The 26198-nt window shown below is 49.1% G+C and carries 25 protein-coding genes and 1 pseudogene; 3 read left to right on the top strand and 23 right to left on the bottom strand.

Annotated elements, in window-relative coordinates:
• Nucleotides 1-34 precede the first annotated feature (34 nt).
• The gene (locus JCM12178_RS17685; RefSeq protein ID WP_083465789.1) at nt 35-1684 is read left to right on the top strand and encodes a glycosyltransferase; all 1650 of its coding nucleotides are present in this window, start codon (nt 35-37) and stop codon (nt 1682-1684) included.
• Between the two features lie 78 nt (nt 1685-1762).
• On the opposite strand, the gene JCM12178_RS17680 is transcribed toward JCM12178_RS17685, so the two are convergent.
• The 18 genes from JCM12178_RS17680 to JCM12178_RS06665 all read right to left on the bottom strand — a co-directional run bounded on the left by JCM12178_RS17680 (nt 1763) and on the right by JCM12178_RS06665 (nt 17502).
• Nucleotides 1763-2836: a glycosyltransferase family 4 protein gene (locus tag JCM12178_RS17680; RefSeq protein ID WP_083465788.1), complete on the bottom strand. Its 1074-nt coding sequence runs from the start codon at nt 2834-2836 to the stop codon at nt 1763-1765.
• Nucleotides 2833-3579 (bottom strand): class I SAM-dependent methyltransferase, encoded by a 747-nt coding sequence (locus tag JCM12178_RS06710; RefSeq protein WP_172677082.1) that lies wholly within the window; start codon nt 3577-3579, stop codon nt 2833-2835. The genes JCM12178_RS17680 and JCM12178_RS06710 overlap by 4 nt, the downstream gene beginning before the upstream one ends.
• A 25-nt stretch (nt 3580-3604) precedes the next feature.
• A complete protein-coding gene (locus JCM12178_RS17675) occupies nt 3605-4309 on the bottom strand; it encodes a CatB-related O-acetyltransferase (protein WP_083465787.1) in 705 nt (234 codons plus the stop codon).
• 27 nt (nt 4310-4336) lie between these two features.
• Entirely contained in the window at nt 4337-5314 is a 978-nt protein-coding gene (locus JCM12178_RS17670; RefSeq protein WP_083465786.1) for a radical SAM/SPASM domain-containing protein, read from the bottom strand.
• Nucleotides 5315-5337: 23 nt separating this feature from the next.
• On the bottom strand, nt 5338-6222 hold the full coding sequence (locus tag JCM12178_RS17665; protein WP_218185635.1) for a sulfotransferase domain-containing protein: 885 nt from the start codon (nt 6220-6222) through the stop codon (nt 5338-5340).
• Between the two features lies 1 nt (nt 6223).
• Nucleotides 6224-6724 carry an ATP-binding cassette domain-containing protein gene (locus tag JCM12178_RS20275; protein ID WP_172677081.1) on the bottom strand — a complete coding sequence of 167 codons (501 nt, stop codon included), beginning with the start codon at nt 6722-6724 and terminating at the stop codon, nt 6224-6226.
• Nucleotides 6657-8045: an ATP-binding cassette domain-containing protein gene (locus JCM12178_RS20270; RefSeq protein ID WP_054649890.1), complete on the bottom strand. Its 1389-nt coding sequence runs from the start codon at nt 8043-8045 to the stop codon at nt 6657-6659. Before JCM12178_RS20270 ends, JCM12178_RS20275 begins: the two co-directional genes overlap by 68 nt.
• 12 nt (nt 8046-8057) lie before the next feature.
• Nucleotides 8058-9557 (bottom strand): glycosyltransferase family protein, encoded by a 1500-nt coding sequence (locus JCM12178_RS18225; protein WP_157054811.1) that lies wholly within the window; start codon nt 9555-9557, stop codon nt 8058-8060.
• On the bottom strand, nt 9550-10647 hold the full coding sequence (locus JCM12178_RS17655; protein WP_083465783.1) for a radical SAM/SPASM domain-containing protein: 1098 nt from the start codon (nt 10645-10647) through the stop codon (nt 9550-9552). The genes JCM12178_RS18225 and JCM12178_RS17655 overlap by 8 nt, the downstream gene beginning before the upstream one ends.
• Before the next feature lie 14 nt (nt 10648-10661).
• Nucleotides 10662-11420: a class I SAM-dependent methyltransferase gene (locus JCM12178_RS06690; protein WP_083465782.1), complete on the bottom strand. Its 759-nt coding sequence runs from the start codon at nt 11418-11420 to the stop codon at nt 10662-10664.
• Nucleotides 11421-11469: 49 nt separating this feature from the next.
• Nucleotides 11470-12198: a polysaccharide deacetylase WbmS family protein gene (locus JCM12178_RS18220; RefSeq protein WP_157054810.1), complete on the bottom strand. Its 729-nt coding sequence runs from the start codon at nt 12196-12198 to the stop codon at nt 11470-11472.
• Nucleotides 12185-12574, bottom strand: coding sequence for a DNA-3-methyladenine glycosylase (locus JCM12178_RS17650; RefSeq protein ID WP_157054809.1), 390 nt, complete (start codon nt 12572-12574; stop codon nt 12185-12187). Before JCM12178_RS17650 ends, JCM12178_RS18220 begins: the two co-directional genes overlap by 14 nt.
• 22 nt (nt 12575-12596) lie before the next feature.
• Nucleotides 12597-12758 (bottom strand): formyltransferase family protein, encoded by a 162-nt coding sequence (locus JCM12178_RS20740; RefSeq protein ID WP_083465780.1) that lies wholly within the window; start codon nt 12756-12758, stop codon nt 12597-12599.
• A 324-nt stretch (nt 12759-13082) separates the two neighbouring features.
• Complete coding sequence (locus JCM12178_RS06680) at nt 13083-14198, bottom strand: DegT/DnrJ/EryC1/StrS family aminotransferase (RefSeq protein ID WP_054649882.1); 1116 nt, start codon at nt 14196-14198, stop codon at nt 13083-13085.
• Nucleotides 14198-15181 (bottom strand): NAD-dependent epimerase/dehydratase family protein, encoded by a 984-nt coding sequence (locus JCM12178_RS06675; RefSeq protein ID WP_054649880.1) that lies wholly within the window; start codon nt 15179-15181, stop codon nt 14198-14200. The genes JCM12178_RS06680 and JCM12178_RS06675 overlap by 1 nt, the downstream gene beginning before the upstream one ends.
• On the bottom strand, nt 15178-16248 hold the full coding sequence (locus JCM12178_RS20470) for an acyltransferase (RefSeq protein ID WP_083465779.1): 1071 nt from the start codon (nt 16246-16248) through the stop codon (nt 15178-15180). Before JCM12178_RS20470 ends, JCM12178_RS06675 begins: the two co-directional genes overlap by 4 nt.
• 3 nt (nt 16249-16251) lie before the next feature.
• On the bottom strand, nt 16252-16776 hold the full coding sequence (locus tag JCM12178_RS06670; protein WP_054649878.1) for a winged helix-turn-helix domain-containing protein: 525 nt from the start codon (nt 16774-16776) through the stop codon (nt 16252-16254).
• Nucleotides 16777-16857: 81 nt separating this feature from the next.
• Nucleotides 16858-17502 (bottom strand): cysteine hydrolase family protein, encoded by a 645-nt coding sequence (locus tag JCM12178_RS06665; protein ID WP_083465778.1) that lies wholly within the window; start codon nt 17500-17502, stop codon nt 16858-16860.
• A gap of 92 nt (nt 17503-17594) precedes the next feature.
• Between JCM12178_RS06665 and JCM12178_RS06660 the strand changes: the two genes are divergently transcribed.
• Nucleotides 17595-18566, top strand: coding sequence for a D-2-hydroxyacid dehydrogenase (locus tag JCM12178_RS06660; RefSeq protein WP_054649874.1), 972 nt, complete (start codon nt 17595-17597; stop codon nt 18564-18566).
• A 734-nt stretch (nt 18567-19300) separates the two neighbouring features.
• On the opposite strand, the pseudogene JCM12178_RS06650 reads toward JCM12178_RS06660, so the two are convergent.
• Together JCM12178_RS06650 and chrA are read right to left on the bottom strand one after the other, a co-directional pair.
• Nucleotides 19301-21355: pseudogene (locus tag JCM12178_RS06650) on the bottom strand (methyl-accepting chemotaxis protein); the annotation flags it as partial.
• Between the two features lie 279 nt (nt 21356-21634).
• Entirely contained in the window at nt 21635-22786 is a 1152-nt protein-coding gene (gene chrA, locus JCM12178_RS06645; RefSeq protein ID WP_054649870.1) for a chromate efflux transporter, read from the bottom strand.
• Between the two features lie 110 nt (nt 22787-22896).
• Between chrA and JCM12178_RS06640 the strand changes: the two genes are divergently transcribed.
• Nucleotides 22897-23991, top strand: a complete 1095-nt coding sequence (locus JCM12178_RS06640; protein ID WP_054649868.1) for an AI-2E family transporter — start codon at nt 22897-22899, stop codon at nt 23989-23991.
• A gap of 12 nt (nt 23992-24003) precedes the next feature.
• Here JCM12178_RS06640 and JCM12178_RS06635 read toward each other — a convergent pair whose 3' ends face one another.
• From JCM12178_RS06635 to JCM12178_RS06625, 3 genes are all read right to left on the bottom strand, one after another.
• A complete protein-coding gene (locus JCM12178_RS06635) occupies nt 24004-24501 on the bottom strand; it encodes a sensor histidine kinase (RefSeq protein WP_054649866.1) in 498 nt (165 codons plus the stop codon).
• The gene (locus tag JCM12178_RS18640; protein WP_054649864.1) at nt 24432-25373 is read right to left on the bottom strand and encodes a hypothetical protein; all 942 of its coding nucleotides are present in this window, start codon (nt 25371-25373) and stop codon (nt 24432-24434) included. Before JCM12178_RS18640 ends, JCM12178_RS06635 begins: the two co-directional genes overlap by 70 nt.
• A gap of 97 nt (nt 25374-25470) precedes the next feature.
• On the bottom strand, nt 25471-26198 hold a 728-nt coding region (locus JCM12178_RS06625), incomplete at its 5' end, for a permease (protein ID WP_054649862.1).

Raw genomic sequence — 26198 nt, 5'->3', positions numbered from 1 at the left:
GATGGAAGTTCCTCAATATCTTTGATTGAATCTGATGCGTTCCACAAAATCAGACTCACTGACCAATGTAATTATTTTTATGAAAAGGATTTCCTTTTGGGGAAGTTTTTTTTTAAATGCACACGGCGCTTTTCTTGGTGTCAAATTTCTTTTTCTTTATTTCAATCTTGCTTTGAACTTTCGTTTTAACACAAAAAAATATTCTTTAATTCAAACACTAAACCCATTACTAGAATCACACAAAAGCATCCACAGCATAGAACACCTCAATATATTTGACACAAAGTGCGAAGAGAAGTTTGATCTTATCAAATGCTCTAATGTTTTAAACAGAAGCTATTTTTCTGATGATCTTATCATTGACGCGGTAAACAATTTATCGAAAATGCTTAATAGCGGTGGCTACCTTTTAATATCTCAAAATAATGAATCATACAAAGACGGTGAAGCCTTTTTTGTACTTAAAAAAAGCACCGCTGGATTACATGTAGAATTCTCATCGAATCACCATGACATAGAACATTTGTTCACTGATGACAAAAAGTCTTCTCCAAAAGAGCTTAAAGTAATGCTATTAGCTCCATCACTCGAAACTGGGGGAGCAGAACGTCAACTCGTCGAACTGGCTAACGGTATTTCTAAATATAACATTGAAGTAGCTTTGGTGTTATTTAATAACAAAGGCGCTCTTTCAAGTCGTCTACATCCAAGCATTCATATCCACGATTTAAACAAGAAGGGTTATTTTGACTTTGTATTCTTGGTATGGAGGCTTAGGAATCTAGTAATTAAGGAACGTGTTGACATTTTGTACTCCTTTCTTGGAGTTCCTAACATTTTATCATGTATTATGAAAATAATCGGCGTTGCTCCGCGGGTAGCATGCAGCATACGCGCATCAAATATGGACTATTCTAAATACCGTCTCAAGTCACGGGTTTGTGAAATAATTGAGCGAAGACTTTCACACGTACCAGACTTAACTATATCCAACTCTCAAGCAGGAAAAGACTACGCCATAACTAACGGCTTTAACTACCGCGATATTGCTGTTGTGCATAACGGTATAGATGTTTCATACTTTTTCCCAGACAGAAAAGCTGGCCATAAATTAAGAAATAAATGGTGCAATGAAGACAATATAGTCATGGTTGGCATTGTGGCTCGTCTTGACCCGATGAAGGACCACAAGACATTTCTCCGCGCAGCCAGCATGGTAGCCAAGGTAAACTCTCGTGCACGCTTTGTATGTGTTGGCACAGGCCCACTTGAGTTCGAATTACGAGAGTTTTCTGAGGAACTCGGCCTGACTGATATCTTGACATGGGCAGGCGAACAAAAAAACATGCATTGGGTATACAATGCAATCGATATTTGTTGTCTTTCTTCCCTGTTTGGAGAGGGCTTCCCCAATGTGCTCGGGGAAGCAATGGCTTGTGACATCCCCTGTGTATCGACAGATGTCGGAGATGCATCACTTATCATTAACAATCATCATAGGATAGTTGAGGCAGGTAATCACAAGGCATTGTGCAATTCAATACTAAAGATTATTGATAAAATAGATAGCAAGCAACGATTTAACCTGCGTCCAACGATCGTTGATAGGTTTTCAACCGATGCCATGGTGCGTCAAACCGTACAAAGGCTCAAACAGGTTATTCAAAATGGCATTAACCAATAATGGTGTCTAGTCCCGTTAGTATACAATGTCACCCAACCCATTAGGGGACAAATCTAGAAATCAGATTTGTAAGACCGCTCAAAGCAACTCTTCCCACTTTCCCATAATTATTGGCGTTTTCCATTTTTTAACAGCTTCAGCTGCTTCACGTCCAATTGTCTTTCTAAGGGTCTTGCTCTTCACTAGGGTTGCAAGAGAATGAGCCAGTGCGTCTTTATCTCCAGGCGGAACTAGGAAACCGCTCTTCCCGTCTTCGATAATATCACTTGGTCCACTCGGACAATCACTACTCACACATGGCAGTCCCGCACACATTGCTTCACATAGCACGTTGGGAAACCCTTCATAGTCTGAGGACAATACAAAAACATCCGCCTGACGAAAAAGACCACCGATCTCCTTTATATGTCCAGGGAAAAAGATACGATTCTCCAACCCCAAAGAGTAAGTCTGGCTTTGTAGTTCCCTCTTTAAGGGCCCTTCACCTGCAATGCACAAATTCCAGTCTGGATGAGTATTCGCTATCAAAGAAAAAGCATCAATAAGTACATCAAAACGTTTCTGACGACAGAGACGCCCCGCACCCATGATGAATGGAGCAGAAATAAGAGTACTATCAAACTCTGCTGGAGGCACTACTGGATTAGGTATTACCCTTAAGTCCTTGATAAAATATTTAGAAAAATAACGAGCTGCTTCTCTTGTTTGTACCACGACGTTTGATGCGAGCGGATAACTCAAAAATCGAAGCATTTCCCACATCTTTCCGATATCCTCATGCGCCGGATCAACTCGCTCAGATACTACAACGGGAATCGACGTTCCAGCCAAGGCCAGCAAAGATAGAACATTGGCAGTGTCCACAAAACTGATGACTGCATTCGGAGCAAGCGCAACTACCGTTTCGCGAATCTTGCGAAGGCGCTTCCAGTTGTTAGAGAGGGCGCATATGAAGCCTTGTGAGCTCCTGTTGAGACCCAAATGAACAAGACTTACTCCTGTAGAGATATCGTAAAAAGGATCTGCGCCTTCAGATTCAAAGGTAACGATAACTATATCATGACCTTGAGCATCCCAATAATTTGCCATATTGACTAGCACGCGGGCTGCACCACCACCTGAAAGCAATGATGTTATAAGAGCAATCTTCATTTTTTGCGGACTACCATCAGCACATTACTATAAAAAGCTTCAGTTGTATCCATATAATCAAAAAGCATACCCATACAATTAATAATAAAACAAAAGGGTATCCACAGCGGCGTCAACAGTATTTTCAACAAATATGTCACAGCATGCATTTCGGCCTGATGGTCAATCCATCCCAATGACAATACAGCCAAAGAGCTTCCGACTCCCCCCTGGCGGTACACCTTTTCCACATTAAAACCCTTAACTAATTCCCTTGCTCCATACTCGCTTAACCTACGATAGTCATGAGGCTTCCCATGCACATGAAAAATGAAAGGGACCGACAGACACATAACCCCGCCCGGTTTTAATACACGAGAAAGCTCTGCTATTCTGGTTTCGGGAGCCGCCACATGCTCCAGAACCTGTGTACATACTATCGCATCAAAGCTTTCATCAGAAAACGGAAGCGGAGCGTCTGGAGCAATACTCACGATTTCATCAGATGAAGCAACTATATCTGCCCCAGTATAGCTAATATTAGCTTTAAAGAATGATCGATACGGTTGCTGCCCGCAACCGAAATCGAGAACCGCCCCCTCCATTTCCGAAAGAATAGAACTAAGGTCTCTGTCAAGCTCTCTGGTTGCGTGCCACTGGTAGTGCCAAGGAAAAAGCTTGGGAGGAGAGCCGGCCAACAAAGAATAGGCCCTAGCATACACTGTACTGATGTAATGGATCTTTTTTTTGATCAAATCTATCATGAGGCACACATTCGCATTATACGGTTCAATCTTCATCAGGGGCTGACATAAGGAATCTGATCATCTCATCAGAGAAAATGGTATTCATATCCTCATTCCACCACTGTAACGACAACAATTCGTCTACCACTTTATCGGAAAAACGCTTACCCACTGGGCGTGCAGGAACACCAGCAAGGATGGAGTACGGCTCAAAAGTATTCCTTGTTACAACACTTCCTGCGCCTATCACGCAACCATCTGGTATGGTTGCTCCAGCGAGAATCTTAGTATCACGTCCTATCCAGACATCATTTCCAATTTCAATCGGCTGACGGATAAAATCAGGTGTATCAGGATTCATTATTTCTGCATTACTAAAAGTATGCAGTGCCGAAGTCGTACGTATTGAATAATTATGATTGCGAGAAAAAATAAAACTGTTCTGTGCAATGGAGCAAAAACTTCCAATATTGACAGTGGCAGTACCTCCCAGCCGAGCCTGGACTCCAACCGTACAACAACGCCCAAGTGTAACAGTTTCACCTAAAAATGCGCTCCAGATATAGCACCCTGAACCAATCACAGCATTCTTGTGAATATCGCTATCACCGGATACATAGGCTTCTGGATATCTCCTTCTGTACCCTATGTATTGAAGAAGACGCCAGAATCCTGACGGAAGAAATCCTTTCAAAATAGTATTGCGTTCATTTAGACGCCACATCTTAGTATACTCTGTCACAAACATTGAATTCACCTCGAACCAATACGCACACTAAAGCTTCATTTTCATTGGCTCATCACTGTCTAAAGTCACCCAGGGTATCAAGGATTTAGCAGCATGCACATACTGCGGAAATTGTACTTTGAAAAAATCGAGGCCATCACAATCCGTGCAGCTGGGAAATACATTTTTATTATTGGCAAGCCTACGTCGAATAGCGACACACTTGGGTGCGGAAAAGATGTCTTCAAGAGTATTTAAATCATTGATATGCTGCATGTAAACATCCTTACGAACGTTATTGCAACATGGCACAAGATATCCGTCACAGTTGAAATACAAATCTGCATAGGCAGAGTGACATCGACCAAGCCGCGGCTCCTTGGCTACGTCAAGTCGAAAGTTTTCCATTTTCCTTTTAATAATGACATCTTTTTTGGGAATGCCATGCTCCTCGGCAAATTGCTCGTAAACCTGAGATTCATAATGGCCTTTTTCGACAAGGAACTGTGGATGTACGGTGCATTTACCTTTGGCCAAAATGTCAAGGTTGTGCATAACCTTTTCCCAGGAGCCTCCCCTCCTGTATTCTGAGTAGCTCTCTGGTTTCACTGTATCGATAGAGCAAATGACATGCAGATGCTCCCATCTTGCCAATTCATGAGCATACTTGTCATCGTAACTCAGGTTTGTGGACAACCAACCCGGAGCGTGCGCCGTCTTAGCCAGTATTTTTCCTATCTCTGGATGAAACATGGGCTCACCAAACAGATTGAGAACATAAGCGATAGCAAAAGGTTTGGTGATTTCGATTATTCTTTCCAAAACATCTAAATCAATGTATTTATTCTTGCGCTCTAAGGTGCCTGTCCCCGTCGGGCAGAGGGGGCATTTTAAATTGCAGACCGAAGTGGGCTCGATGAGCACGACTCCCTTATGACGCGATGGGATACGACCTGTATTAAGAACAACGGCACTGGTCAACGCAAGAGCATTAAACGCCGACTTAGTTTTACTTGAAAGACTCATCTAGTCATTCTCCACAAGATTTATCAGAACCACACCTCGGAAAGATCACGCCCCAGCAAAGCCTCCAATTCTCTGACCTGAGGAGCAAGCCGGCCTTCCAAAGATTTTCTGAGTTCAAGGGTCATATTTGGAACACGAGCTGTACCTACACCATTCCACAAGTCCAGTTTTGCCCTCACAATATTACGAATATTGGAAGGAACAAATTGTCTTGCGATAGACAGAAAATACTTTCCGTAATAAATATTAATAAACCGATGTAGAGCAAGGCTTTTTGGCATGAATCCCGCATTATGCTTCTGAGTGCTGTCCGGAACAAAGTGAGTAACGCCTAGATAATCGCACAGATCATGAAAGAAAGGCAAACCTGTGTCAAAAAACTCTTCATAAATGTATACTTTAATATTCTTTTTTGGGAAAAGGTCATAATAACGTTTCAACTGCTCGGGGAATCGAGCACGATAGGCATGATGAAGATACCATTTCTCAGGTTCCCACTCAGAATCAAAAGAGTCCAATAAAGCCTCTTGGGCATCTCGTATTTCTAAAGCATCACGTACGGTGTGAGCCCAGTGTGAATACATCATATCAACCGGATTTCTCAACAGCACTATCATTTTGATGCTCTCACCGAAAGCATCATGTATCAATTGAGGGCTTTCAGGAGAAGAAAGGTATGCAGGAGATGCTTCACCTGCAACGACAGCTTGACCAGTATCTTTAAAAAGGAGACAATATTCGTGAAAATCGTGAATCCCAAAGGGATGAGAAGGCGCAAAATAATTGAGTTCCTTCATATCAGGAAGAAAAACCTCTGGATGCTGTCTTAAGTATGCGTATAGGGAAGTTGTACCAGACTTCGCAGCGCCTATAATCAAGAAATCTGGACAACTACTATCTGTAATCATATCAAGCAATATCTCCATTAGATATATCTGAAATTAGTTTAGCATCATTGGCATATCTAGCAAGAACAACTTCGGGAGACCCGGAATCAACAAGTCGCCCATTTTCAATGACGACAACCCTGTCACAATATTTCACCGTATCTAAACGATGTGCAACCACTATCATGGTTTTTATCCCACGCAACTTAATCATGGTATTAGTCAATAACTCTTGATTTTTGTAATCCAAAGAGCTTGTCGCTTCGTCAAAAATCAATACTTCCGGATTACGATAAAGCGCCCGAGCGACGGCAATGCGCTGAGCTTGACCGCCGGAAAGGCGAGCCCCCTGTTCACGTATCTCTGTTTTCAAACCATTAGGAAGTGATGATGCAAATTCCGTTACTCCAGCACTTCGGCAGCATCTGGCTAAAAAGTCATAGTCGACCCTCTTTTCATCGATTGTAAAAGCAACATTTGCCGCAATAGAACCATCGAACAAAAAAAGGCTTTTGCGGAACAAAACCGACCTGTAAGTTCCAGCTCTGATCTGTAGAAAGGTCTAGCTTTACTCCATCGATGTAGACGTTTCCTTCGGAAGCAAACAGCAAGCCAGTCAAAATATCGACAAGAGTACTTTTACCACCTCCAGAATGGCCTATGATCCCAAGGAACTCGCCCTTGCTGACAGATAGATCAATCTTTGAAAGAACATAATCCGATTCTTTGTTGTAGCGAAAGGAAACGCCTTGAGCTTCAATAGAGTGAGACAAAGGAGAAATCTGTTTAAGCTGGGTTTTACTTCGAATACGTGAATACCTTTCACATTCTTCTATGAAGTGCCTTACTCTCTTTAAAGGCGGCATGATACCTCTAATGTTACCCAAAGCGCCTATACTTCGATTGACAGCGGGAAGGATGCGCCAAGCAGCAACTGCAACCATTGACAGAGCTTGCATAAGTGTAGCAGTACTGACCTTAAAAAAAACAAACACAAACACCGAACTGATGATGATTGCGCCCATTCCGACGGTCTCCAAAACCCATGCAGGAGCACGCTCGAAAAGACGCTGCTTAGCAAGACAGATCGACATTTGACTTTGTGCCTTGCGAAACTCGAAGAGACTTTCGTCCTCAGCATTGAAATGTTTGATATCACGGATACCATGTATGCTTTTTAAGGTGATCCCATTGATAGCAACATACAAATCTGATGCAATCTCAGCGAGTTGATTAATTTTATTACGAAAGAATCGAAACAAGATACTCCCGAATAGAAGAATTCCAAAAGCTACACATATTGAAATCACAGGTGCCAAAACAAAGAGAGAAAGCAACATCAACAAAGAAACAACCGTGTCGCTCATGATCAACATGAGACTGCTGGCAAGCCCTCCAACATGAGTTTTCCAACCTAGGATTTGGTGAACTTCAGATGGTTTCATTTCTGAGCTTCGCGCAAAAGGCATGCTCAAAAAGCCACCAAGCACTCTTACACCGCTATCCACATTAAGCACTCCGTCAAAACGAGCTGTGGCATAACTATGGGTGGCGATAAGAATATTCTTTAGAACAATCAACAATAGTGTCCATAATCCAAAGTATACATAGAAATCTTTGATATTTTGCTTCGGGTCATACCCGAAAACATTTGTAGCCATAACAACGTACCTTGACTCTAACACTTCTACAGGGGAAGTCAGAGAGGCGATAAATGTAGCCAAAGAGAGTAACGCAAAGAGTTCCACAACTCCCGAAAAAACAATCAAGATTATGAGAGCCCAAAATTGCTTCCGTCGACGAGAAGGTGTTCCCTTCAGAAAAAAAAGGAAGAGATCCAGCATTGTGAGCACCTATTATTCTGGAAAGCCATTGTTGTCCACTTTTGCAGAAAGCCACTGTGCGTAATAATTCAAAATGGCGCTCCACCAACGACGACCATCTACAACTTTTTGCAATACGGCATATTGATCTTGAACGACTTGATCGAAGTAAGATTGATCAAATACACTTTTCAAACATAGCTGCATATAACGAGAAATGGAATCAGCTGTAACAGAAGACACTTGCAAATCAGGAACATCGACAAGCGTCTGTGAAGTATCACTCAAACGTAAACTGTTTTGATTCAATTTTAAGTGCACTACAGGCGTTCCAGAACTGTAGCATTCCGTTCGTGAGAGCCCTCCACAAACAGGCCAAGGGTCAGCTTCCACTCTACCGGTGTTAAGAAAGTCGAAAATTTTTGAATGAAAATCATTTTCAACATAAGCAGATTTATCTACATACCCACAATATTGAACGCGATCACCCAAGCCTCGCTTTTTAAAAAAAGACTCAATAGAACTATGTTCGGGTCCTATACCCATGAAGGAAAATCTCAACTCACTACTGGAGTCCAGAATTCGAGCCAGCACCTCCAAGTATGAGTTTTCCATCATTTGCAAAAGACGGCCGTGGAATAGAATTCTCGGTTCACGCTCTTCCCATGATCGGTTATTGGAGAAATCGACATCCCAATTGTCGTAAAGAGCAGTACCTTCACGTATCACGCAGGGTTCACCCCCTATTGTATTATCGGTAATTTTTGAATAGACCACATCATCAACAATCGGAAATCCCACCCGAATCTGTTGATAAATAGTAAAATCAGTCTTTTCATGAAATGTCACAGGAGCTGGACCCACTAGATAGCTCACAATGCAGGGGCAATTCACAAGAGTTATTAGATCAGTCTGTTCTTTAAGACTGGCATTGGCCACAATCAAGATATCCAAATTTGTGTCGTTAATATCGTGGGCTAGCTTGGTTATATTGATAGAAGAAACCTCAAATTCGTGGCAACTGTTTGACTGCTCACCATGAAGCATATAACGGTTTACTGACAGATTCTCTCTCTCAGCGATATTGCCCCAGACACCGAAACGGTCTACGTCAAAGACATGGACCTCATGCTCAACAGGCGCACACTCCACCAATGCGAGAGGCCGAGAGCCTCCAAAAGACAACTCTCCAACAATACCGATCTTTATTTTTTCACCACTTCTCTCCACCTTTCTTTTTGTGACTGATTGTAATGGAGAAAACCGGATATAAGTACGCTGCTCAAGTCCAATTGCGTGATAACAATTAAATATTCCCTCTCTATGAAAGGGCAAACAAATGCAATTGATGGCCTTATCACAAAACCGATGAGTCAGACGGTTTCCAAGTATAGGACGCATGGCTTTTGCAGACGTGGCAATAGCCTGCGCTGTTAGCGATGAGTCGGCTAACCGCGCTGCGTTTTTACATAAAAATCTGGCAACCCACTGACTCAATCGTCCTGTATTGCAAACATGATCAACATCACCCACCTCGGTACTCTCCAGCAGGAGTTAGAAAATCAATAACCTGAACAGGATCATAGACATATTCTGCGCCCTGTCTCTTCCACACATTCGTATAGGCGCTCCACAAGTCACAACGCTGACAAATTGGATAACCATCCAATTCTAATCGACGATGGCAACTACGGAACTTCTGGTATTCATCTGAGGCCCATATCTCTTTCAACGACGCATCGTTTATGTTTCCAACAGCATGGTCCCACCCCTCTGAACTCCAATGGAACATATAGCACGGAAGCACATCACCATTAGACCTTACTGCTGTTGAATACCATGGCATTATGCAGGGATATCGTTCTCCTTTATCTACTTTGGGAAAGTTCGGCGTCATCCCTTCTATTTCACGGCCCAAATTATATATCGGTCGAAGGAATGCCTTATCTACATGATCTCCCCAAAAATCTAGAAAACGTTGTGAAGTATGGGAATTCTCTTTGCACTCAATCATAAACGCTTGAAGGAATGGCTTTGTGAGATTTCTTCTTTTTCTTTCATTGCATACAGAAAGTACGTTTTCTTTTACACGATCAAAATTTTTCGTTTGTGTTATGTGCGCATGGTCAGAAGCATTCTCCGCATAAAGACTGAACTGAATGTTATCAAGCCCACTATCTGCTAATGCATTAAACTTATCGGGATTAATCAATACACCATTTGTGGAAATAATCGTATTAACAAGTGGCTTTGTTTTTTTCATGTATTTGATAAACTCTGATAGCGGCTCAAACTCTAGAGTTTCACCTATCGAAGACATGTCAAAACTAAAAAAAGGGTCATTAGGAACAGAATCAATTAGTTTTTTTAAAGTTTCAAAATTCATTTCAGATTTATTTTTGTAGTGACTCCTGACTTCATCTTCAGCAAAAGGGCACATTCTACAAGAGAACATGCATGTCTTTTCATTGAATGAAATATTGATAACCCTTGGAATCTCGTCATTATAAAGAAACAGCTTTTGACCGGCTCGTGTATCGAGTAGAAAAGTCTGTGCAAAGCTCTTTATAGATCTAATCCTTAACAAGGCAGAAATAGACAATGAATTATTCATAAATGACATGATTTTCTCCGTTGCTAATTCTTGACAGCCAACACTTCGTAGACGCCAAGGTCATTATAGTATTCTGATTCAAAAAACGATTTCGCCTTGACATCTTCGCGTCCGTGAGCCCGCAACTCTCCTTCTCCACCTTGCAACACATCCGAAAAACCAAGGTTGTCCAGTTCTCGAAGCAACTCGTCAGGCTCTATAAGGATATCGAGGCCAGGCTCTAATGGAAATCCCTTCCTGTAATTCCAAGTGTTCATGAGAACCTTTGCGGCTGTCTCAGAAGGATCATACCCTTTGACCTTATTCGGTTGATTATACCAAAGATTCTTGTACCACCCGAATCCGTTGGCATTGACATACAATACCCCACCGGTTTTCAACACACGTGCCATTTCTTTTAGCGAGTCTCTCCAAGGGGTCAAAAAGACAACGCCGTAACAGAAAACCTTATCAAACACGTTGTCAGCAAAGCACAATTTATCCAATTGTTGTGCGGTGGCTGAGACCTTCCCCGGAACCCATTGCTCTGCTACCTTTTGTAGAAATTCCGCCCGAATCGGTGAGACATCGACAGAAGTTACATTTGCACCCCTTTCGGCCATTGACAGGCTCCATTGCCCAAATCCGCACCCGGCATCAAGAATCGAGCCTGAATCGAACGCCAATGCCTCCAAACGCTTTTTATAAACTTCCAATCCAGATGAATACATACGAAGCATAAAGTCTTCATCACTAACACTTAGGCCTTGGCAATTGTCGGCTATAATATCTCTCAATCTCATCCTGACATCTCCAATCTATTCAATTATCATTGTAATACATGTGCAAAACCTAACAGCCCTTTAGGGTGGAAATGTGGCTACCACCGCCACTTGCTGCTGAATTATAGACCAACTCATAAAAAAAAGAGGTTATTCCTTGACGAGAATCTAGCTTATCTAGTGTTTGGATGCGGGGAGGATCCGAGTTCTTTTTTTCCATGTGAGCCTTATAGTATTTCATTGATGGAGAATTCAAGGCGATGTGAATCGGATGGAAAGCAAATATAGCAGCTCCATGACCGGAATGCATTTCCAATCTGTCCAGAGACAATACTGGTTGTTTCTTTTCAATCTCTAAATCATCTTCCCAACAGTGGCTCAACTTCCACAGAGCACCACTGGAGCGCTCATAAAGCACAGGCCGACACATTTGACGGAAAAGATACGTTGACACGTCATACTGAATGGGTGTTTCTTCCAAGACAAGGTCGTACAACCAAGTTGCCTGAACAAGGCCATGTGTACGCATTGATACAGCCTCAGGGACAATATCCATACATGTTTTCAATATTTCCCGTGGATTATTTCCTTGAGTTGACCCGGGAAGAAAATTGGGGTGAATTCCAAGCTCAAATATATCTGCATTATCGCGCAAATAAGACAAAACAGGGGTGTCGTGAGTCACAAACCAAGTGGCCCTCACTCGGTTCTCTATCAGCAAATCGGCAACATCTAGTATTGTTGCATCTTCTGCCCAGTCAACGTCTAAGGTGATAGCAATTGAATCAACTACCATCATCCGATCTCCAGTTCAGGATACGAAGGGCCGAACCATCACCACAAGCAACACATGCATTAATAGCATTGTCTTCAAACCACGTTCCAGGAGGATTCCCATTAACTGAAACATCACATGGAACAGCTTTCCAAATGATTTTTTTTACTTTTTCATATTCTGTATAAGTGCTAGAGTAAGGATGAGTTTGGGCACAAATAAAATCGTATCTCCTTTCCGAAGACAGAATCCAATCTATTATTCCATCTCTAAAAAAAACCATAAGATAGAGACTAGTCATAGATTTATCTTGCGGTGTGTAACACTTCTGCCTTTCTATTATTTCCGGCAGCGCACCTTTAATTAAAGCATTAGAAGCATCTTCAGATTTTTCATACACATTTGGCTTTTTTTCAGATTTACTAATACAAAAAAAAATATTCTATGTACAACACTCCAGCATCCATTTTCTCTGTTAGCTGAAACAAGGAAACCCCTGATTCTTGTTCGCCATTAATGATTGCCCACACCAAATGCGCGCCACCTCGATATCGAGGAAGTAGGCAGCATGAATACCAAGACACAGTACACTATTCAGTACTTGCTTCAGAATAATGAAATACCTCCATAAAGCAAGAAAACAGTCAATTCCATAGTCGCGAGCAAAATCCATACTATCCGACGCAGAAGGCGTCTCCTGTATATAAGGAAAAGGAATGCTGCGCGTCATGGCCTAGGCCTTATAATCCGCATATCGAAAAAAGCTAAGTTGTTTTTGCGTATGGGTGTACAATATTTCAGATGGATTTGTCAGGATTCCGCCAACCTCTATTCCAGAGACGTGACTCAATGCTTCTTTTAGTCAGTGCATTCCAAATGAGGTTGAAGAAAGCAAACCAATTTTCATCTTAGGTGTTCTTACTGGCTACAGCAGATTCTAAACAGTCAACGACATCATCCTGTTCTGCATCAGTCATCTCATGATACAATGGTAAGCTCAGACAATGATCGAACGCCCAACGACTATTACTCATTGAGGACTCAAACCGAACATGCTCATTGTCCAAAAATGCCTTGTGCATATGCATGGCATATGTCCCGATTTGCGCTTCTATTCCATTGTTCCGCATGGCACTCATAACTCTGTCCCGATCATCGACAAAGACGCAGAACGACTGCATTGAGTGATTACCACCCTCCACAGTCTCCGGAAGACACACCCCGTCCACGTCTTGAAGGAGATTCAAATACCGGCGAGCCAGTTTCATTCGCCTCGCAAGCATCTCGTCAACAAACTCCATTTGGGCGACCCCCATAGCCGACAGGACATCAGGCAACATAGCATTTGCTCCCATCTGTTCGAAAGCAGTATCCGCCCGAGTTGCCTGCATCCCTTTGCCAAAACACTTGTAAGACCTGATCCATTCAGCCCATTTTGCCTTTTCTGTGGTTATCATACCTCCACGAGCAGTAGTTATAAACTTGCGGGGATGTAGACTAAAAGATGTTAGATCCGACTGGATTCCGACCTTTTCCCCTCTGTATTCTGCACCAAATGCACAGGCAGCGTCTTCGACAACGTAGAGTCCATACTTTTGCTTCAATCGTTCTAAACGCCTGTACTCCAGAGGATTACCAAACGTTGCTACAGGCATGACTGCCTTTGTCGCCGGAGTGATCGCCGCCTCCACCGCCTCTAGATCAATATTCATAGAGCGAGCATCAACATCCACCACAACAGCTGTGGCCCCTGTGAGAATGATGGACTGCAAGGTTGCCGGAAATGTGTAGTCACTTGTAATAACTTCGTTCCCCGGACCAATGCCGAGGCAGCGTAAACTGATCTCAAGAGCGTCAGTGCAGGAATCTACAGCGATAACATGAGCAACCCCCAAATAATCGGCTACAAGTTGCTCAAATCGCGCAGTCATAGGGCCTTCCACATAAAATCCTGAATCCAGCACACCACAAACCAACTCCTTGGTGCGAGGCGGAAGATAGGGACGAATCAAGGGGATACGCATCAAGCTAGCCTCTGAATCCTTTTAAAGCGTGCTTTATACCAATCCAAAGTCTGCTGCAGCCCGTCCGAGAACGGAGTTAGATAAAACTCTATCATGTCACGCAATTTATCACTGGTCGCATTATGACACGCTACATCAGATGCCCGACCGGGCTTTCTTATTATTTCACCGTCATACCCTATTAAATCAGCCACCATCTCAATAAGATGGCCAATTGCAATACAATTTTCCGCTGATATGTTAACCGTTTCACCAGCTGGAAGCACATCATGACATTTTAGTACAGCGTCGATCGTGTCATGAACATAAATGAAGTCTCGACTCTGCAGACCGTTGCCATGAATCTCTGGCTTCCTACCTTCCAGAATTCTTCGTGCCGTAATGGGGATGACACCGGCTAGAGGGCCGGCATCATTCTGCCTGGGGCCATAGTTGTTGAACGGACGGACGATATAAGCGTCTATACCAAACATACGAACATAGCTTTCGACGGCTAAGTCGGCTGCGGCTTTACCCGCAGCATACGTTGTAGTTGGATTTTTGGGATGCATTTCATCCATAGGCTCATACAATGCAGAACCATACACCTCTGAAGTCGAGAAGTGACATAAGGTGCTAAAGAGTCCCTTACGCTGAAGCTCCAACAGGTTGAGTGCAACCACTATGTTAGTGTCAAAGGCATTAGAAGGATTCATGAAGGAATAATTCAAAGCTTTGGTAGCGCAATTGTAAACCACATCAATATTGTGGTTCTCAAACACGTAATCAAGAGAAGAGGAGAACTCGCAGTCATCACGATACAATACAGCGCCATTTTTTAGCGCATTCTCGAGGTTTTGCTCATTTCCAAGAAAAAAATTGTCTATAATGACGACCTCTCTTGCACCATCCGCCAGTAGACGATCAACAATATGACTTCCAATGAAACCAGCCCCCCCTGTAACCAAAACACCGGACCCAGCCAACTCGCCTCGAATACTCATACAGCACGCTCCCCATGATCTTTGCGGTTGCCGTCTTTATCCACATAGCAAACATGACGAGCCGGATTCCCCATAACCAAAGAATACGGCTCCACGTCACGTGTCACAACACTACCAGCAGCAACCATCGCATACTCACCAATTGTAATACCGCAACGTATTGTAGAGTTTGCACCGATACTAGCGCCTTGCAGAACGTATGTTGGAGAGGCAATCCAGTCTTTATTAAACGCCCTGGGGATCCGATCATTTGTAAAGGCTACATGGGGTCCTATAAATACATCGTTTTCAATTTTAACGCCGTAATAAATCGACGAACTGTTCTGGATTTTACACCTGTCTCCGATCACGACCATAGTGTCTACATAAACATCTTTTGATATAATGCAGTTCTTACCCACTTTGGCTTCTTCCCGAACCTGTGCATTCATCCAAATGTATGTTCCAGAAGCAATTATCGCCCTACTGTCCACCAGTGCACTTTCATGAACATACACGCCGGGCTCAGCGCTTCCTCTCCTTAGCTGTCCTAAAGATTTCCCACAGGAGTCACATTCATAAATATCATTTAACTGATTGCCACAAATGCAAGACCAACCAATTTGACGAGCCGGGTTACCGGCTACTATTGCATAGTCTTCAACATTTTTTATTACCACCGAGCCTGCACTCACAAATGAGAATGAGCCGACACTCAACCCATGCGCGATAGTGCTGTTGGCGCCGATTTTCGCCCCCTGTTTTACATGAGTAGCATTCGAAATACCTTCATTATCCCCATAACGAAAAGCAAATGCACCTACGAACACTACAGAATCGCCACAAAATACGTCCTTATCAAGAATTGCCCCGCGACATATTGATACATTATTCTGAACGATACAGCCATCACCTATGAAGCATTCTTTTTCTACTTGGACATTTTGGCCCAACTCAACTCTCTTTCCAATCTTTGCTCCGTCTTTCACCCATGAAAATGGCCCTACGGAAACGTCAGGAGAAAGCAAAGCGCCTTTCTCTACTACTGCACTCGGATTAATTTCTCTTTTTTTCAGGTTATGCTGCATCGACTAAACCACTTTCCAATGAGGTCTCTTCATAAAGACATCAACACGTTTTTTATATTCTTCAGGCATCATATCAACAACACGCACCACACGACCAACCTTGCTTTCGGTAACCTTTCTGAGGCTATCGAGTTTTGTTCTATCAACATCGCCAACGACAAGCACGTCTATGATCCCCGAATCTACACCTTCCGCGTAATCATCTAAGATATAGACTGCCTCGACCTCACCAAGGCTTGCCACCACTTCTTCTACCAGCCTGTCAATGCCAAGACTCTTTCGCACGATGGAACTTATTTCTGGGAAAAAAGGATGCTTGCGATTCGCCCTGAACAAGATGGAACGTCCGCTCTGCTCACGCTCAAGATATCCTGCTTCGCTCAGACTATCGAGTTCACCTTTGATAGCATTTGGCGAAACGTCAAACTCCTTAGCTAAACCCCTAAGATAACATGAGACATCAGGATTCAGAAAAAGCTTAAGAAGCAATTTAATCCGTGTTTTCGATGTAAACAACTCGGTCAACATGAAAACTTCGTACAAAAAAACTGAACAAACAGCAACCCTGTTCGTAACGCTTTATGTATCAAAAATGAGAAAAATTTTGACTCACCCGATCTCGGCAAGCACTTCCGCAGCGGTCATCACCGAGCAGCCGACCTTCTCGAGGTCGTCGCAGTCCTTGTCCGTGATTCCGGCGATGCAGTCGCGGACTGCCACCGGGCGGTAGCCGAGGCTTATGGCGTCATAGATGGTCTGGCGGATGCAGTTGGGAAACCATGTCCCGGCGATGACGACCGTATCGCTGAGATTCTCCAAAAGCCGCCATTCAAGTTGGCTCTTGAAAAAGGCGCTCCAGCTTGGCTTGTACAGGATGCTTTCCTTGTCGCTAATGGTAAGCGGTTCACCGTATAGAAGCTCGGAATGGTTGACCTTCGTGCCATCCGGCAAGAGCCCTTCAACCACCTGCGCGCCCCATGTCTTGGGAACGACCAGCTCAGTGCCAGACTGAAGCATGGTCTTGCGGCACCCCTCGGCGTTGCTGCCGTCCTGACGGTACAGCCGGATCACATGCGCAATAGGACAACCGAGCGAACGAAAACCCTCGGCAAGGACAAGGGTTTTCGGGAGAATGGCGAGCGCCTCGGCGCTGGCTGCGGTTCCTTCCGGCAGGACGAAATCGTTCTGCATGTCAACAATCACAAGGGCACACGAGTTGAAATCGGGCCGCACATGTTCATCCTGCAAGTACATCAGAAGTGGATACCATTAACCGTGCCACGCCGCAACGCTCTGGAACTCCAGCAAACACGGTGCTAGGGTGCGCAAAACTCATTGGAGGCCACATGAACATCACCATTCTCGACGGATATACGCTGAACCCCGGAGACAACCCGTGGACCCCGGTGGAGAAACTCGGCACAGTCACTGTTTTCGACCGTACCTTGCCAGAGGACACCCTTGAGCGCGCACAAGGCGCACAGGTGCTTTTGACGAACAAGACACCGCTTCCGGCGGACGTCATCAACGCACTCCCGGAACTGGAATACATCTCCGTGCTCGCCACTGGATACGATGTGGTGGATATCCGCGCGGCAGAAAAACGCGGCATCCCGGTATCCAACGTTCCCGGCTACTCCACGCCCGCCGTGGCCCAGCACGTTTTCGCCCTGCTCCTTGAGCTGTCCTCGAAAACCGCCGGATACGACCGGGCAGTGAAGGCGGGAGAATGGGGCGCACAGCCGGACTTCTGCCACATCAAATTCCCTCAGGCGGAACTGCAGGGCAAGCGCCTCGGCATCGTCGGATTTGGCAGCATCGGACAGGCTGTTGCCCGCATCGGACACGCCTTCGGCATGGAGATTCTGGCCCACGCTCCTCGCCCCAAGCCGCAGCCGTCTTGGGGCAAGGTCACCTTCACGGACCTCGACGAACTTTTCGAACAGGCCGACGCGGTCTCGCTGCACTGCCCGCAGACCGAAGAAAACAAGGGCTTTATCGATCGCTCCCTCATCGCGCGCATGAGACCCTCGGCCATGCTCATCAACACGGCACGCGGAACGCTCATCAACGAACCAGACCTCGCCGACGCGCTCAACAATGACGTTATTGCCGGGGCCGGGCTTGATGTGGTGGCGGCGGAACCCATCAGCGAGAACAACCCGCTCATGACCGCGAAAAACTGCCTGATAACTCCCCACGTCGCGTGGGCCACGCTTGAGTCTCGCAAACGCCTCATGGAGCAGACCGCCAGAAACATCGACGCGTTCATGAACCGCGCTCCGGTAAACGTGGTCAACGGCGTCACTTTTGCGTGATTACATTCCGCATCGCCTTGCCTCCGGCCGCAGACATGTGAAAGGATGAGTGTAGGCCCGTCACCAGTGACTTCGGAGGAAACATGATCCGCATACTTGGCAGAAGCAGCGAAAACGTCATCGGCATCGAATGCGACGGCACGGTGACCGTCGAGAAATTCGAGGAAGTGCTCCCTGCCATCGACCGGGCAGTCGACCTTCACGGCCAGATAAACATGCTCTTTCTCATCAAGACCATACGGGGCTACGGTCTCAAGGAGTTTGCCGCAGACATCAAGTTCGCCGTGACCCACTGGAAAAGCATCCGCAAGGTGGCCATCGTCAGCGACCGGGAGTGGTGGAAACCGGCCACCATGCTGGAAAACCTGCTCACGAGCTGGGAAGAAAGGTATTTTGACCTGAGCGAACTGGAAGAGGCGTGGCGGTGGCTGGAGGAAGACCTGCCGGAACAGAAGACCACATAGCGACAAAAAAAGGCCGCCCCGATCCGGGACGGCCTTTTCTTTCACTGATTGATTACTGCATGCGCTCGATAAGCTCCTTGAGGCGCGAGGCGAGGGATGCGAGAGCATCGATGGCCTCGCGGGATTCCTCCATGGCCCTCGACGTCTCCGTGGAGATGACGTTGATCTCGTCCGTGGCCCGGTTGACCTCTTCGCTGGTGGCGGACTGTTCTTCCGCTGCGTGGCAATGTTACGGACCTGATCCGCAGACTGCTCGACGAGTGCCTGAATCTCTTCCATGGCGGTGCCGGAACGGTTGGCAAGCTCGGTGCTTTCCACCACCGCGCCGACAGCCTCTTCCGTGGCGGTCACGTTGCGGCGCGCACCCTCCTGAATGTCGGTCACGGCCTTGCCGACCTGCTTGGTGGCATCCATGGTCTTTTCCGCCAGCTTCCGAACCTCGTCGGCCACGACCGCAAAACCGCGCCCGGCCTCACCGGCCCGGGCGGCCTCGATGGCCGCGTTGAGCGCAAGCAGGTTGGTCTGGTCGGCGATGTCCTCAATAACCTGCATGATGGCCCCGATGCCGTCGGCCTGCTCACCAAGCTCGGTCATGCTGCGCTTGAGTTCTTCGGAGCGCTGTTCGATCTGGGTAATGGACGTCACGACCTGACCGACGAGGGTTGCGCCTTCCTGCGCCTTTTCCCTCGCGTTGTCCGCGTTCTCCGCCGCGTCCGAGGCGTTTCTCGCCACTTCCAGAACCGTGGCGTTCATCTCCTCCATTGCGGTGGAGGTCTCTGCCACGCGCTCCCGCTGGACTTCGGTGCCGCGGGTGGACTGTTCCACCTGCGCGGAAAGCTGTTCCGCAGCCGAGGAGAGTTGCTCGGCGATTCCGTCGGCGTCATTGGCCACGGCCACAAGGCGTTCGTGACGTTCCTTGGCTTCGCGCTCACCCTGCTTGATGGCGGTCATGTCCTTGATGAGCGTGAACCCGCCGATGATCTTGCCATCGAAGTCCCTGAGCGGCGCAGAATCCACGATGATGTCGTACTGCCTGCCCGAGGGAGTCTCACCCGTTGTCTCCTGACCGAGAATGCAGGTGTCTTCGTGCATGCACTTGTGCAGGATGGTCTCCTTGGTGGCATCGCCGTAGACGAACTCGCCGAAGGGCATGCCGATGTAGTCCTCAGGCTTGCCGGACTTCTCGAAGAGGTCCAGTTCCTGCTGGTTCACGAAGGTAATCGTTTCGTTGAGGTCGGTAACGACGCAGGGAATGGTTAGCCCGTTGAGAAGCCCTTCGGAGAAGCCGAGCTTGTTCTTGAGTTCCACGGTCATGTCGCGCACCGCGTCGATGGTGTCGCCGATGGCGTCCTTGGCCGGATACTCGATGGTGGCGTTGTAATTGCCCTTGGACACCTCGCCCGTAAACGCCGAGAGCCGCCTGAGGGGCCTGATGACGATACGGATGATCAGCGTCATGAGCAGCGAGAGCACAACGATGGACGCCACGGCAATGCCGATGTTCCAGTAGAGCACGTTCTTGTCCACACCGTGCATCATCTCGTCGTGGGTGAGCGAGAAGCCGTAACTCCAGCCCCAAGGCTCGAAATACTTGATGAAGACCTGCTTGTCGTCACCCTTGTATCTATACTTAACTATACCGCCGGTGGCGTCTCTGAACTGCGGCCAGAAGGGGTATTCTGTCAGCTTCTTCCCGGGAATGCTCGGGTGCAGGATCAAAAGACCTTTCTGGTCGAAGATGAAACCGTACCCTTCGCCACCGATGGTAGCGGCTGCGACAGCCTCACGGAACGAAGGCGTCAGAATCTTTCGACCGACGTAAATCACCCCGATGGTGTCACCGGATATATTCTTGAGCGGCTTGTACGCGGTCTGGTACCAGGCGTTCACGACATAGGCGATTCCGTAATAGGTCTCGCCCTTCATGATGGTCTTGTAGACCGGGCTCGAGTCAGGAATAAAGGTTCCCACGGCCCGCTTGCCGTCCGTCTTAAGCACGTTGGTCGAAATCCTGAGCAGCTTGCCGGGAAGGAGCTGAAAAATGGTTGCAGTACCCCCGACACGCTTCTGGACGGCGTCCACGAGATCAAAGTTCCCGTTGACCCGTCGCAAACCGAACTTCATTGTTGGAATGGTGACTTCGCTCTTCTTGCCGGTCACCTGATTCACGATGGTGACCGTCTCCCTGTCGTTGCGATCGAGATAGGGCGTTCCGGCCTCGTCGATGGCTTCCTCCATGATGGCGAGGTCGCCCTTGACCTTGTCATCCAGCAAATCGTGCTGCATCTGCATGGTGTTGTAGATGCTCTCGCTGAACGCCTCCATGGACGTTTCACCAAGAACTGTCAGCGATTCCTGAACCTTGACAAAAGTGATAACCGACATCACGACGATGGCCGCGGCCACGACCGACAGGATTCCCAGTTGGAGCTTGGTCTGGAATGGCAGCTTGTGAATGAACAATTCGACCCCCCGCATGTTCGAGTGACTCAGCCTGTCTGCTGAAAAAAGAAGCCATTGATGCTTCTTACGGCCTATTCTTACGTATCACTCCCTCCTCTAAAAATGTCAATCGGCACTTTTTACCATCCTCATTAGGCATGTTCACATGAGCAACCATGAGAGAATGACGCCGCCGATGACGACATAGAGGATATCGACCCTGAGGCGCAGGGCCACGAACGCTGAGATAACCACGGTGATGGCCGCCGCGGACCACTGGATGGAAACCATAAAACGCCATGACACGGCGGCCATGAGACCCACGAGCGAGACGAGACTGCCCTTGAGCACGCGGGCGGCCACGGGGGAGGCCACCAGCGCAGAGGCGATCGGGGCGAGTGCGCGAAGGATGAGAAAGGACGGGGTGAACACCGCCACAGTGGCAACCACCGAACCGAGGAACCCGGCCACGCCGTAGCCGACAAAGGTGGCTGTCATGACGATGGGGCCGGGGGTGAGCTGGCCGAGCGCCACGGCGTCCATGAAACGGGCCTCGGTAAACCAGCCTCGAACCTCCACCACCTCGTGCAGCATCAGCGGCAGAGAAACATAGCCGCCGCCAAAGGCGAACAGATCGATGCGGGCCATGAGCGCGGCGAGGTCCGCCTGCTGCGGCGAAACGGCATAAAGGGCTCCCCATGCGGCAAGAACGATCAGCACAAGGGCGGCGGGAACGCCCCAGCCGGACTTGAACCGTCCGCCGCCCGAAGCGGCCCTGCCCGATGAGAGATCGCGGAACACGAAGATGGACGCGATGCAGACGAGGACGAGGATCAGGATGGGGTTGCCCTTGAAGACGAACCAGACTCCGGCGATCACGGCCAGCAGCGAGGCGCGAATGGTGTCGCAATACTGCCGGGCGAAGTCGATGGCCGCATTGAGCACCAGCGCCACGACCACCACCTGCAACCCGGCGAACAGCCCTTGCAGCGCGGGCACGTCAGAGCCCTTCATGTAAAGGATTGTAAGCGCCAGCATGAGCACGAAGGCGGGGATTGCGAACCCGAGGTACGCTGCCAGCGCTCCGAGCGTCCCCCGCGCCTGCAGGCCAGCCCATGCCGCCACCTGCATGGCGGTGGCTCCGGGCACCACCTGACAGGTCCCCATGCCCAGCCGGAACGTATCCTCGTCCAGCCAGCCGTGGCGATCCACCACGGCCTTTCGGATGTAGGGAATCATGGCCGGGCCGCCGAACGCGGTCATGCCGAGGCGCAGAAACGTGCCGAAAAGTGTTGCCAATGACGGTTGCTGCATCTTCATCTCCTGTACCGGCAATGCCACGCGGAAAGAGGCCTTGCAACCCTCCGTTGCGGTTGAGAATTCCCCCCGCACCTGCTATCCATGCGGAAAAGGGAGGTCCGGCCGTGTTCCAGAATGACAAGCCATATACCCTCGACAGCGTCGTCCGTCTCGCCATTGCAGCCGGTCTGCTCTGGGGAGCCGTGCTGCTGCTCGACGCGCTCAGCGACGTGCTGCTTCCCTTTGCCGCCGCCCTGGCGCTGGCCTATTTCATCAATCCGCTGGTGGAATACGTGGCCCGGCTGGTCAAAAACCGCAGCGCGGCCGTGGGCCTGACCATCACCACCCTGATCGCCCTCATCAGCACGGCCCTGTGGCTGACCGTGCCCATGCTCATCCGCGAGGTGACGCGAACCGGCAAGCTGCTCACCGCCGTGGTCAACGACTCCACCATTGCCAAGCGGGCCATGGAATACCTGCCCCCGGACCTCTGGAAGGCCATCGTGGACCTCGCCAAGCAGCCCGATATCCGCGACATGCTCACCGAAGCCGGTTTCCTGAATACCGTGCAGGGGGCCGCAAAGAAGATTCTTCCCGGCCTCTGGAACGTGGTCAGCGGCACGGCGGACACCATGCTGGCGCTGGCCGGACTGGCCATTATTCTGCTCTACCTCATCTTTCTGCTGGCCGATTTCGAGAAGCTCAAAAACTGGAACAGCAAGCTGCCCAAGTCGTGGCGGCAACCCGCCGAAGAGTTCTCCGAAGAGTTCACCGGCGCGGTGGACCGCTACTTCCGCACGCAGGCGTTCATCGCCCTGACAGTGGGCATCCTCTTCTCCACCGGCTTCCTGATTATCGACGTCCCGCTGGCCGTGCTGCTGGGTCTGTTCATCGGGCTGCTGAACATGGTGCCCTACCTGCAGACCATCGGGCTCATCCCGGCCTTCCTGCTGGCAGGGCTGGACGCCATCGCCACGGGCGGTCACTTCTGGGGATCCATCGGCGGGGTCGCGCTGATATTCATCATCGTCCAGTCGCTGCAGGACGGGTTCCTCGTGCCCAAGCTGCAGGGCGACAGCCTCGGCCTCTCGCCGTGGATGATTCTGCTGTCCCTCTCGGTGTGGGGAAAACTTCTGGGATTTCTCGGGCTGGTGCTCGCCCTGCCGCTCACCTGTCTGGCGCTGGCATACTATCGAAGAAAAGTGCTCGCCGCCGGATAACCGCCGCTATGGTCAGGCTTGCACCTGGAACGGGAGCGTAAAGTTTATCTCGTTACCGTAAGGGCACGTCTTCACCCCTACATCGCCGCGGTGCAGTTCCACCACCTGCCGCACGAAATACAGGCCGTGCCCCGTGCCGTGCTCGTGATTGGTATTGTCCGCCCGGTAGCCGGGATCGAACAGGGTCATGGGGTCATCCAGCTCAAGCGGATCGCCGGACGTGAAGACCCACATGTGAATCCCGCTTTTCCCCTTGCCGAAGTGGTCCTTGATGACCTTCCAGCCGTAGCTGAGAAACCGGCCTTCCCTACCGTCGGGCAGGGTGGTCTTTCCGGTGTATTTCACGGCGTTGGAGAAGAGATTGGCATACACCTGTGAGAGAAGACCCACATCCACGATCATGCGGATGGCCTGATCGGGCACGCCCCCGAGGGAGAAATCTAGCTGAATGCCGCGCTCCTCCAGCCGGTTGCGATACCGCTCCAACTGCGGCTCGATGATTTGGCGCATGAGGTTGCAGGGGCGCTTCTCCAGAACGTAGCGGCCTTCCTCGAAATGCCTGCGCCGCAAAAGCGTCTCCAGAAACATGCTGGTCTGCACGTAGTGGCGGTATATCTCTTCATACTGCTCATGCATGGCCTCGTGCAGCTTGCCCATGTTGCCCGCCAGTGCGGTGCAGTTATCGTCTCACTGCGTTCGGCCTTCTTTTTGAGGTCGCCAAGGGACTCGATCAGCCGCCGGAGACGGTTGAAGTACAGTTTGAAGTAAATGTTGGGGACGATGACGTTGTGCCCGATGTCCTCGACAAGGTTACGGATGAAGTCGAGGTGTTCGCGGCTGCGGTCTCGCAGGATGCGGTTATGGAGCTGAAACCCGATGCGGTTGGCGTACTTTTCAAGGAAGAGAAGCAGGTCCTCGTCCTCCATGTCCTCAAGGCGCACCACCAGCATGCCGATGACGTTGTCCGGCGGCATGAAGGGCAGCATGTCGTTGAACTCGGGATTGCAGCGGATGGGCAGGTACACCCTGCCCTCGGAGAAGGTGCGCCGCGTACTCTTGCCTTCCTCCCACGTCCGGGTAATTTCCGGCTTAAGGGCGTAATCCTGCGAGCAGGACGCCAGCACGAACGTCTCCTCGTCCTCCAGGACATAAAGGGCGGCGTCGAGATCGAACATCATGCGCAGAATCTGGATGAGGGCGGCATAGAAGTTGTCCCGGCTCTGGAACTCCTGACTGAGGTCGAAGAAAATGGTCAGAGCCCGGCTCTTGCGCACATCGAACGCATACCGCTCGTAATCGAGCAGCTTGTCGCGGATTCGTTTTTCAACCATCGCACTGTTGGCAGCGCATCTGGCCGGGATTTCCCGCTTCTTCGGGCCCATTTCGTGCCTCCGGACGTCAGTTCACGCTCATGGTACCCGTATACCTTGCGCGGCGGGTCGTGACAACCCACCGCGCAAGAAATCATATTATAGTTGGCTACATGATCACGTTGAAGAGGTACCCGACCAGCAGGATGCCCGCTCCGACAATGGCGGTGAACACCGCCAGCAGCCGGAATTTAAGCACCCGGCGGAGGATGAGCAGTTCGGGAAGGGAGAGCGCGATGACCGACATCATGAAGGCCAGCGCGGTTCCGAGCGCCGCCCCCTTGCCGATGAGCGCATGGACAATGGGAACCATGCCGGCGGCGTTGGTATACATGGGAATGCCCATAAGCACCGCGGCGGGCACACCCCACCAGACCTGCTCGCCCATGATCCCGGCGAGGAAGTCCTCGGGCACGTAGCCGTGAATGCCCGCGCCAACGGCGATGCCGATGACCACGTACAACCAGACCTTGCCCACGATCTCGCGGACCGCTTCCAGCCCGGCGCGCACACGCCCGGTCAGGGTCATGGTGCCGGAGGACGGGGCACCGCCCATGGAGAGTTGACCGCGCACCCAGTCCTGCAGATGCGATTCCATCTTCAGCCGCCCGATGATCCAACCGGCGACGATGGCCACCGCAAGCCCGGTTACGAGATAGATGGCCGCCACCTTCCACCCGAACAGGCCGTACAGCAGCACCAGCGCGACCTCGTTGACCATGGGTGCTGAGATGATGAAGGAAAAGGTCACGCCAAGCGGCACGCCCGCAGTGACGAAGCCAACAAAGAGCGGTACAGCCGAACAGGAGCAGAACGGCGTGGCCACGCCGAGCAGGG

The sequence above is a fragment of the Salidesulfovibrio brasiliensis JCM 12178 genome (assembly GCF_001311825.1).
Classification (GTDB): Bacteria; Desulfobacterota; Desulfovibrionia; order Desulfovibrionales; family Desulfovibrionaceae; genus Pseudodesulfovibrio; species Pseudodesulfovibrio brasiliensis.
This window is presented reverse-complemented; position numbering and strand designations above follow the sequence as displayed.